This window comes from Desulfurella multipotens, assembly GCF_900101285.1.
In the GTDB taxonomy this organism is placed as follows: domain Bacteria; phylum Campylobacterota_A; class Desulfurellia; order Desulfurellales; family Desulfurellaceae; genus Desulfurella; species Desulfurella acetivorans.
The window spans coordinates 1-3270 of the sequence record NZ_FMYU01000026.1 but is presented as its reverse complement, the minus strand read 5'-3'; the positions used below and the strand labels follow the sequence as shown (position 1 = coordinate 3270).

Genomic DNA, 3270 nt, shown 5'->3' with positions numbered 1-3270 from the left:
GTAAATCACCGTTTTTATAAATGCGATACTACCAAAAACCAATGTTGTTGACAAGAAAAAATATTGATGTATGCAACTCTATTTACCCTAAAATATCTATTTTCGTATGAATTGGATCAAGAATGGTCTGATTTTGCTTGTCAAAAATATTTTTTTTATATATCATTGTTGTTTACAGACAATAATTTGCAAAAGCGTATTCGTGTTTTATGAGTGTCTATATGGCGGGTATTGGAGAGATTGCGTAAATGAAGAATAAAAAAATTAAAAAATTCGATTTTGACAAAAGGGAAGGGTATGCTTCACTTATGAACGAGTTATACGGATTAGCTTTTAAACGGGAGCTTAGGAAATGAAAGACAGCTGGTATGATGTTGCTCAAATTTGTTTAAATGGGCATGTTATAAACGATTGTGTAAAAAGGTTTCCTAATCATAATAAAAAATTTTGTGATAAATGCGGTGCTCTTACAATTACTAATTGCCCAAATTGTGATACTGAAATACAAGGGCAATATCATATAGAAGGTGTTATGGATTTTACAGGTTATACAGCTCCAGCATTTTGCCCTAATTGCGGAAAACCATACCCTTGGACAGAAGCCAAAATTCAAGCTGCTCATAACCTTGTACAGGAGTTGGAAAATATTTCGGATGATGAGAAAAAAATTTTGACACAAAGCATTGATGAGATAATAAAAGATACACCAGAAACTACTCTTGCTGTTACAAGGTTTAAAAAGATACTCCTTAAAACAAAGAAACCGATTGTAGATGCTTTTAGAAATATTTTAGTTGACATCGTAAGCGAAACAGCAAAGAAATTGTTATGGCCTTAGCAATACAAATATTGGTGTTTTATATAAACAAGACTGCATTATTTTTTGCCAAGCCAGAATAAAAATGCCTAAAATATCCCAACTTTTTCAGAAGTTTAATCAGCTTTCGTTCTGTTTAAAAAATAAGCCTCTCTCTTCTCCCTCTACCATATCGCTATTCAATAGAATAGCCCCCCTTGTCTCCCTTATCTCTCTTAATTTTTCACTTTTTCTCTTTTTCTCTCTAATTACTATCCCCATAGCCTCTCTTATTTCTCTAATCGTTTCCTCTCAAAATCTCCTGAATTCTCTTAACATTACTCCCCACCACATTGTTATTCAATAGAATAACTCCCTATTATTTTTCTTATTTTAACGGTATTTTTTTAAAATACCGTTATTACACCTATCACATCGTTTTTGCTATTAAAATAATATTTTATTTTTAAAATCAATCAAGTTTCTTAAAAACAGACATGCTATTTGGTATTGCAAACTGCCATTTTTTCACAACTTTTCTTTATTTTAACAACCAAAAACCCATAAAAAACCATACCTCCAAAAAGCCTATTTGGCACTTTTTCGGTTCTATAAGTAAATACTTATGGTAAATACTTATAGTGAGAAAAAAATATGCTGGTTAGCAAACAAAAAAACAACCCCCCTCTTAATCCCCTTTTTTTGCCAACGCCCGCAGGCAAACCGGTAAAGCGGTCTAATTCGTGTGGCTTAAAATTGCCATTTTATAGTGCTAAAAATTTGTTTTAGAAGGCGTCTAATTTCAACGACATTGCAATGTTTGAGTGTCAGTAATATAATTAATCGTCTAGTGATTTTTTAAAAAATATAAATACTGTTAAAACAACATAATCTAAATTTGGCATCTAAATAAATCAATTGTTAGCGTTTTTGAGATTTATTTTGTTTTTAAAATAATATTATCTAAATATATAAATCAGTTATATAAAATAACGGTATAAGATAAGATTACTAATCTAATGCGAAAAAAACCGTTAGTCTTGCTCAAATTGTCTTATCAATTTTTTCTTGTCTGCTTCAAACAGTATTTGAGCTCTTTCTTCTGCTTTAATTTTTGCTTTTTCAAGACGTCTTTGAAAAATCTCATTTTTTGCAATTATATCTTCTGTGATTAAGCGTTCCACTTTAAATTCCATTTCAAAGCTTTTTTCGTCCACTCCTGGGTATAACTCTTTTGCTTTCTCGAGATATTCATTTAGTAATTCTTTTTTTTCTTCATCTTCAAGTGAATTTAAATACTCTTTATAAATTCTAGTTTTTTCATTGTCTATGGCTATTTCTATCTCTTTTTCTCTTTCTTCTTCCAGTTGTTTTAAGCGTCTTTCAAATTCTTTTTTTCTTGCCTCTTGTTCTTGTTTTTCTTTCTCAAGATTATCGTAATAACTGGCATAGTCTTCTTTGATGGCTTGTTTTAAGTATGCAAGCCATTCTTTTGGTTTATGGTCATTTGTGTATTGTATCTGGCTTAAAACGTAATCGCTTGCATACTGCTTGAGATAATTTAAAAGCAAAGTTTTAACGCTATTGGTTTGTTTTTCTTCTGGGATAAGTTCTAAAAGCTTATCAAGAATTTCTTGTTCGGTTGTATTGGTTGAGCGAATATCTGTATCTGATTTGTCTGCTTTGTTTTCAATTTCGTTTAGGTTTGACAAAATAGTAAATTGAATTTCTACTACTTTTCTTATGCGCTTGATTTCTTTAAATTCAAAAGTAATATCCGTGTATTTTTTAAGTTCTCTCTGAGCTATTTGAAGGATTCGTCTTTTTATATCGTTATATTTGTAGTCGTCCGGGACAGCTAAAATTTTTCTAAAATCATCAATCTTAAGATTTATGTGCCCCATTCCTTGATAAGATTTCAATATCTCATACAGTCTTATTGAGTATTTACTTTGCAATTTTAGTATGTTTTTAAGCCTATAAGCTGTAAAATTCTTTTTCAATTGCAATAGATATGGTTTTAAATCTGGATGAAAACTGCAAAGCAATACACCCCTTTTAGACTCATACTTTAAACCGGCAAACCAATTACAAACAAGAAAACCACCATCCTGTGGTATATATAGCGGTTTTTTAAGCAGTGTTTCTGCAAATTCTTTTAATTTTCTGTATGTAGTTGGCGCATTACTATCAATTAAGTCTAAATATTCGGATACATAAACCGTATATGTTTTAAAATCTTCATCGTCTTTTTCAATCATTGAAGCTACTTGCAGAATTAATCTTTGTTCAGCTAAAGACAAATTGTATCGGGACATTACTAAATTATTGTGTTTTACCACTAAAGCGTTTTCATTTGTTTTTGTTACTTCTAAATTCTCTACCATTTTCACCTCCAGAAAGTTTTAAATAATATTATAAATACTACTAAGACATTTGTCAAGTCGTATTTCACTATCTTTTTGTCGTATTTC

At 30.5% G+C, this 3270-nt stretch carries 3 protein-coding genes; 1 reads left to right on the top strand and 2 read right to left on the bottom strand.

Going from position 1 to position 3270, the window contains the following annotated elements; translation table 11 throughout:
* The first annotated feature begins 352 nt into the window (after positions 1-352).
* Positions 353-838: a DUF2321 domain-containing protein gene (locus tag BLQ93_RS09335; protein WP_092129861.1), complete on the top strand. Its 486-nt coding sequence runs from the start codon at positions 353-355 to the stop codon at positions 836-838.
* A 99-nt stretch (positions 839-937) separates the two neighbouring features.
* On the opposite strand, the gene BLQ93_RS09455 is transcribed toward BLQ93_RS09335, so the two are convergent.
* Together BLQ93_RS09455 and BLQ93_RS09330 are read right to left on the bottom strand one after the other, a co-directional pair.
* A complete protein-coding gene (locus BLQ93_RS09455) occupies positions 938-1078 on the bottom strand; it encodes a hypothetical protein (RefSeq protein ID WP_159427533.1) in 141 nt (46 codons plus the stop codon).
* Positions 1079-1830: 752 nt separating this feature from the next.
* Positions 1831-3183 (bottom strand): replication initiation protein, encoded by a 1353-nt coding sequence (locus tag BLQ93_RS09330; protein ID WP_092129859.1) that lies wholly within the window; start codon positions 3181-3183, stop codon positions 1831-1833.
* Positions 3184-3270: the final 87 nt, after the last annotated feature.